Annotated in this window: 1 protein-coding gene; it reads right to left on the bottom strand. The window is 51.4% G+C overall.

Annotation, left to right across the window (positions count from 1 at the left end):
- Positions 1-7,770 carry an SDR family NAD(P)-dependent oxidoreductase gene (locus BMZ54_RS32355; protein ID WP_394332733.1) on the bottom strand — a complete coding sequence of 2,590 codons (7,770 nt, stop codon included), beginning with the start codon at positions 7,768-7,770 and terminating at the stop codon, positions 1-3.
- Positions 7,771-7,857 lie beyond the last annotated feature (87 nt).

The following is a 7,857-nucleotide window of genomic DNA, read 5'->3' on the forward strand; positions in this document are numbered from 1 at the left end:
TTAGAAATTAAATTCAAAATCATCTGCGGCAACTGCTGCGTTCTCACTTAAGGGGTATGCAGCCAGCTGCTTATTGGAGTCCTGTAATACCCTGGCAGCCAGTATTTCCAGCTCTTTTACCAGCAGCTGCATACTTTCCTCACGAAAAATATCTGCATTATATTCCAGGGCAAACAACAGCTCATCGTTCATTCGTGTGGCATACAGCCATATATCATGGCGCGCTGTTTTTAAACGGCCCATGGCAGCCGCCAGCGGATCGTTCTCCTTCAGCACACTTATCTCTACATTTTCCTGTAATAACAGGTTATCCGTATCCATCCAGGTATTTAAGCTAAAGCCAATATCAAATAATGCAGATCTGTCAGGCAGGCGTTCCAGCTGCAGGTCTGTTATCAGCTGGTCAAAAGGATAGAACTGATGTTCCAGCGCTTCCAGCACATGGGTTCTTACCTGCTGCAAGAGTGTTGCAAACGTATCTTCCGGATGCAGCCTGCTAAGCAGTGCCAGGGTATTGATATACATGCCGGCCTGGTGCTTCAGCTCAGGATGCTCGCGGCCACTCACGGTAGTTCCAACAGTAATATCATACTGCCCGGTATACCGGAATAACAGCAATTTAAAAATGGACAACAGCACCATATACAGTGTGGCGTTATGTTGCTGTCCCAGGGTTGTTAATGCATCGCAGGTTTCCGGCGCCCACCTGAAATAAATGGTATGGCCTTTATACGATTGGGCCGCGGGCCGTGCGTGATCCAATGGAAAATCCATACGCTCCGGCAGGTTGCTGAACACCGACATCCAGTAGCTGCGATGCTGCTGCATGTCAGCGCTTTGCAATAAAGCATGGTGCCATAAAGCGTAATCTTTATACTGTATATCCAGCACCGGCAGGCTGTCCGCAGGCACATTCACCTGTACCCTGTATAGCTGCTGCAGGTCCTGCATTAGTATGGGAATAGACATACCATCTGCAATAATGTGGTGCAGGTTGAAGAGAAAAACATATTGCTGTGCGGCCAATTTCAGCAGCCTTACCCGCAGCAGCGGGCCGCGCAGGAGGTCAAAGGACAGTGCGGCATCCAGGGAGGCCAATCCGGCTGCTGCAAGATCCGGTTCAGCGTGCGCACTGATGTCCGTGTAAACATATGGAAGCTCAAAATCGCCTAAGGCAATTACCTGCTGCCGCGGCTCATTATTTACCAGCACCAAACGGGTACGCAGCACTTCATGCCGGGCTACCAATGCCTGTAAAGCCTTTTCCAGCGCCGGTACTGCCAGCTCCCCGCTTATGCGGTATACGCCCGCAATATTATTTATAGCACTGCTGCCATCATACTGTTCCTGTATCCATAACCGCTGCTGCGCATGCGATAGGGGATAGTCTGCAGCCAATGGCGCAGGTTCAATGCGGCTGTAGGACTCTCCCGCCGCCCCGCTTAACAGCGCCGCCAGCTTTTCCACCGTAGGGTGATTGAACAATTCGCTCATCGCTACGTTCAGCTGTAGTTTTTTATAGATCAGGGCTATTACCTGTACAGCTTTAAGGCTATCGCCCCTTAGCTCAAAAAAGTTATCACCGGCATGTGTAATGCTGCATTGCAGTACTTCTTCCCAGATAGCGGCTACCTGCTGCTCCATACCAGACTCCGGCCGGCGGCGCCTGTTTTGCAGGCGGCCGTTTGCGCTTACCTGCAGCAAAGCATTGTAGTCAGGCGTGCCATCCGTTAAAAGCGGCAGCTCCGGCAATATAATAACGGAAAAGGGCATTGCTTTTAAATGACGTGTAATTGTGTCCGTTATTACCTGCTGCAGTGAGGGCGCTGCTGTTGCGGCGGCACAAATTACTTTAAGGCTCCTTTTATAAGACAGGTCTGCACGCCGGCTGCCAATGAGCGGATTAGCCCCATCCAGTCCCACCAGCAGCTGCCGGCTACCGGATTGCAGGCAGGCCAGCAGGGAATGCATAGCCTGTGCAGGTGTTATAATACAATATCCCTTGGCGCGGGCGGCATGCTGCATATGTGCTTCTTCACCCATGCCCGCACCTTTCCACATGCTCCAGTTAATGCTTTGCGTACTTAATCCTTTTGCGGCGCCCTTTAACAAAACATGATCCATCGCGCAACAGGCGGCTGCATAAGGCGCGGCGCCGGTGGCCCCGAAAACTGCATTTACGGAAGAATAGGCCACCATAAAAGCGGCGGTATGTTGCTGTAATAATGTCATTAGCGCCTGCGCACCGGCTACTTTTGCATGGAATACCGCTGCAAAGCTTTTTCCCGGATCGTCCAGCTCCGCCACGGGCTGCCAGCTGTTACCAGCTATTCCTGCCAGGTGGAAAATACCATCCAGGCTGCAATTCCAGTTAGCGGTAACACCGGCTATCACATCCTGTATGGCAGCTGCATCTGTTATTGGCAGCCGGCAATAGGTAACTGTACCACCGCTATCCAGGGCCAGCTGCTGCAGCGTCCTGTAATTTGCAGCACGTTCATGATCCGCACCGTGTAATACCATAGCCGCAGCTGTGCTGCCGGTGATAATTAACCTGGCCTGGTATTGCTGCAATAACAGGCTGCAGAGCTGCGTGCCTAAAACGCCCAATCCGCCGGTTACCAGGTAACAACCGTTTGTTTTTAGCTGCAAAGGCGACGTAGCAGCTGCATTTTTATGCATGGTTATCCGCAGCTCCCATCTGTGTCCATTGCGGTAAGCAATGCTGCCTGCCTGTTTGCTGCAGCTCAGTTCGCGGTGAACGATATGGGGCAGCTCAGTCGCACCGGCATCAATATCTGTGTGTTTAAAAATAATATCCGGGTGTTCCTGCTGCAGCGACATCATTAACCCGTGTAAAGCAGCTCTTTCGATCACCGGCTCGTCGTGCGCCAGCACCTGCTGCGCCTGGACGGTCAGCAGCATATAAACAGCAGGCAAAACATTTTGTGCGGAGAATGCCTTCCATAAGGCAGCCATCTGCCAGCAAGCCTGGTGGGCATTACCTGCCTCTGCTGCCTGATCTGCTGCTCCTGCATGCCAGGCATCTATAATTACATCAGGGAAAAGCGCATCCTGCTGCAAAGCAGCGGCCAGCTGCGCATATCCGGCAATATCTGCGAAGTTCAGTGAAAGCTGTGTATAACCCGTACGGGCAAACGCTGCTCCACTGGTTACATAAATGATAATGGCATCCGGGTACTGTTTGCTGAAAGATTGCTCCCAGCTATTATCCTGGCTGAGCACCAGTATACAACGGGGTATAAAAAACACTGCAGGTTCAATATTACTCCGCATCCATACTTTTTCATAAAACCAGCCGGGGATCAGCTTATCCTGTTTACCCATACGGATATCGAGGTCCCTGATCACCTGGTTGAATGTACCTTCCTCAAACATTTTCCTCAGTGCATTCCGTTGGATCTTACCGCTGGTGGTGCGTGGGAATATATTCCTGCTAACGGGTATCACATATTGCGGCGCTATGCCAAGATCCGCCGAAACAGCCGCCTGTATAGCCTGTATGGTATCCGGCCAGGTGCTTTCATCGGAAGATGCAGGGCAAAAACCGATCAGCAGCGCTTCCGTGCCCCCGGCAGTATCGGTTACCGCACAGGCGCCTGAATAAGTAGGCACTACACCGGGTACCCTGTTCACCACATCTTCAATGGCATAACAATAATGGTTCACCCCGCGGATAATGATCATTTCTTTTTCACGGCCGCATACCACCAGCTCATCCTGCCATACAAATCCCAGGTCGCCGGTTTTGTACCAGCCATCTGCTGTAAGCAACGCGCGGTTTTCCTCATCATTATGCAGGTAACCGGGTGTAACGCTGTTTGCATGAATCTGGATACGGCCGGTTACCCCGCAGGCCACTACCCTGTCCTCCTCATCTGTTATGCGTACAATGCTGCCCGGACGGGGTTTTCCAACACTTATAAACTGGTGCGCATCCTGGTCATCTGCTGTAGTGAAAACCTGGCGGCCACTGAAACCTCTTTTAATATAACATACGCTTTCTTCCGTATCAAAGGCATGTTGGTGTGTAATGCCGGTACAGGTTTCAGCCATACCATAACCCGGTTGTATACACGCAGCCTGTAATCCAAAAGCGGCCGTTTGCTCAAGGAAAGCCTTGATCACCGGCAGGGTTACCTGCTCACCTGCATTCAGCAGGTAGCGGATGCTGCGCAGGTTCCGGCTTTGCTGCCTGCCCGCTGTACGCAAGGCATCTGTTACCAGCTTAAATCCAAAATTAGGCGACCATGCGTGCGTAACACCATATTTTTCTATACAGTCCAACCATGCGAGCGGCCTGCCCAGGAACACCGCAGCGGGCAGCTGCACCTGCCGGATGCCTAAAAAAACATCTCTTATATGATAAGCCAGCAAAGCGGCTACGTGATCAAAAGGGATCCAGTTCAGGCTAACATCTGACGATGAAAAGCCATTAAAGGCGCGCATACCGTATACATGGTCTGCCACACCGCGATGTGTTATGGTAATGCATTTAGCCGTACCGGTGCTGCCGGAGCTCAGCTGGTAAAATGCGGCAGCATTTCCGGCGGGTGTATGCAGCCGTGCATCATTTTCGTTTGCTGCGATAGCTTCCACGCAGATCACCTCCTTTACATTCCAGCCGGCAGTAACCGTTTGCAGGGACTGCTGCAACGCCTGTTCTGTAATGATCACCGGCAGCTGCAACAGGGTGCACACGCCTGCCAGCTTCTTCACCACTGCATTTTCAGTATCGTACACCGGCGGCACAGCAACGGTAACAGGTATCATCCCGCCCAGTATGCAGGCCCAGAATGCCGCGAAATATTTTCTTGCATCTTCCAACTGTAAGACCACCTGGTCAGCGGGTTGCAGCCCCTTATGCTGCAAGCCTGCCAGCACCTGCTTAGCCTCCTGCAGCAAAGCTGCATAGGACTGGAATACTGCGCCATTATTTGCATCCAGGTAGGTAATGCCATTGCCGGCATATTTTGCGGCTGCCTGCAACAACGCAGCGGGCAAAGTAACAGGTTCGTCCGGCGCTATCTGCAGCACACCGCCATGTAATATGGCAGGCGCCTGTGAAGTGTGTTCGTCCGCCATAACATCCGGCATTTTCTTAGCCGTTGCTAATGGCGCTGTCCTGTTAGCAGCCGGTTGAATATCGTGTATGTGTAACCAGCCATTTTCTTCCGGCTCAGGGCTGCAAATTGCTGCCGCCTGATCTACCAGGCCGGTTTCCAGCACTGCATTTTCCAATACTGCAAGCTGCTGCCTGCTGAATGCGGGTATAGATGACAGCAGCATACGGTTAACGTTTCCGTTAGCTGTAAGCGGCAATACCGGTACTATATTCAGCTTAATCTCATCCAGCACTGCAACAGGTAAAAAGTTAAGCAGTGTTTTATATAGTGTAACAGCTGTTTCACCGGCAGCAGCTACCATATGCGCTACTATGCTATTTTCTACATAGGTAATAGCAGCCGCTTTTATTACCGGCACCCGAAGCAGCTCATTTTCCAGCCAGGGCCGCAGCATCCAGCTGCCATTAATGCTGATCACAACATCATCCGGCGGCAGGCTTACTAACTGACCGCAGGAAGTTAAACGCCCTGCGGCACCTGTATCCAGGTATTGGGCCTGTCCATGGTCAACAACCGCTGTATTTTTCTGCTTTAACAGCAACGCCCCCGTCATATTCTCCTGAACATATATTGTTCCTACAGCGCCCAGGGGTAGCGGGTGCAGGTTATCATCCATAATTATAAACGGAGCTGCGGGCTGCGTATTCTTAGCATTTACCGGTAATACCAATGCTGTCAGCGGAACGGCATCCATTTCCGGTAACTGTTCCAACAGGAAAGTATAAGAACAAAGGAGGCTATCTATGATATCTTTTTCAAAAAGGTCCCGGTTATACATCAGCAATATATGCAGCTGATCCGCGTGTGCGGTGATATTAAAAACCAGATCAAACTGTGTATGGCGTATTTCTGTATGGTATTCGCTTATTTCAAAACCCACATCCCCCTGCGGCCGGCTCACGGCATCCTGCAGCACCAGCATCACATCAAACAAAGCGGACCTGTTTTCCTGCTTATCTGTAACTGCATGTTTTATTATTTCATCAAACGGGTAGTGCTGATGCTGAAAAACCTGCATCACATTTGTTTTTACGGTATTTACCAGCTCTCTGAAGCTACTGCCTGCTGCAATTTGCGAACGCACAGGCAATGTATTGGCATAAAAGCCAACCTGCTGCTCCAGGTCAGGATGCTCGCGGCCGGATACCGGGGAGCCGATCACCAGGTCGGTTTGCCGGGTATACCGGTACAACAGGGCATTTAATGCCGCCAGCAAGGTGATGTACAGGCTGCCGCCGGATTGACGGCTATAGCGTTGCAGCGTTTCCGTTAGTGCTGCATCAAGCTTTACCTCAGCTGTTGCTGCTTCATAGGTTCTTACTGCCTTACGTGCATGGTCAAGCGGCAAGTCAAGTGCCGGTACCGGTACAGCAAACTGTTGCTTCCAGTACTGTGCGCTGCTGCTGTAATAACCTTCTGCAATCCGGCGGTTATGCCATACTGCATAGTCCTTATACTGTATAGCCAAGGCCGGCAATGTTTGCTGCAGGCCGCCTGCATACAGCATTTGCAGTTCGTTCATTAAAATGCCGTCCGACCATCCGTCAGAAATAATATGATGCAGCGAGAGAATAAAAACATGCTGCTGATTATCCAATTGAACGAGCGTAGCACGGAATAAAGGGCCTTTCTCTAAATCAAATGGCGTGTTTTCTTCCTGCCGTATCAAGGCTGCTGCATCAGCATTACTGATAAATGCTATGCCATAAATATCCTGCATAGGATTGATCACCTGCTGCGGAATACCTTCCCTGACTATAAAGGTGGTGCGCAAACTTTCATGACGGGCCACCAATTGTAAAAAGGCCTGTTTAAACTTCTTCACATCCAGTCTGCCTTTCAGTAGCCAGGCTCCATTCATGTTATAAGCGGCCTGCCCTTCTTCATACTGATGCAGGATCCAAAGCCGTTGCTGCGCATGCGACAGCGGATAGCTGTTTTGTTGTGGCGCCGGGGGAATAGGCTCAAATACCGTTTGCGTGCTGCCTGCCAGCGATGCAGCCAGCTGCCGGATATCAGGCTTTGAAAAAATGATACCCAGGTCGGTTTTTATATGCAGATTCTTGTAGATCGCGGTGATCACCCGCAGCGCTTTCAGGGAATGCCCGCCCAGCTCAAAAAAGTTATCTGTTACGCCTACACGGGAAATACCCAGCACCTCCTGCCAGATCTGCTGCAGCTGCGCTTCCAGCGCTGTGGCCGGGGCTTCATATACCTGCTGCTGTAAAGCCACTACCGGGTCGGGCAGCGCCTGGCGGTTTACCTTGCCATGTGCCGTTAACGGAATGTCTGATAGCGGAATAATATAAGCCGGCTCCATCCACACCGGTAGCTGCTGCCGCAGGTAGCTGCGTAAGCCTGCTTCATCTGCTGTATCATTATACACAACGTATAATACCAGCGAAGCTTCACCATTCGCATCCCGGTGCACCTGTACCGTGCAGCCTTTTACGCCTGGGTATTGCAGGGCGGTTTGTTCCAGCTCTGCAGGTTCTATACGGTAACCACGGATCTTTACCTGCTCATCATTGCGGCCGGCATATACCAGCCGGTTATCCATGTCCAGGTAACCCAGGTCGCCCGTGCGGTACATATGCTGGTTAGCACCCAGCAGGTCTGCCACAAAACGGCTGTTTTGTTTTACTGCCGCACTGCCATGATAACCCGCGCCTACACCAGCGCCGCCGATGTATAGCTCACCGGTTACACC

This window comes from Chitinophaga rupis (assembly GCF_900109685.1).
GTDB lineage: Bacteria > Bacteroidota > Bacteroidia > Chitinophagales > Chitinophagaceae > Chitinophaga > Chitinophaga rupis.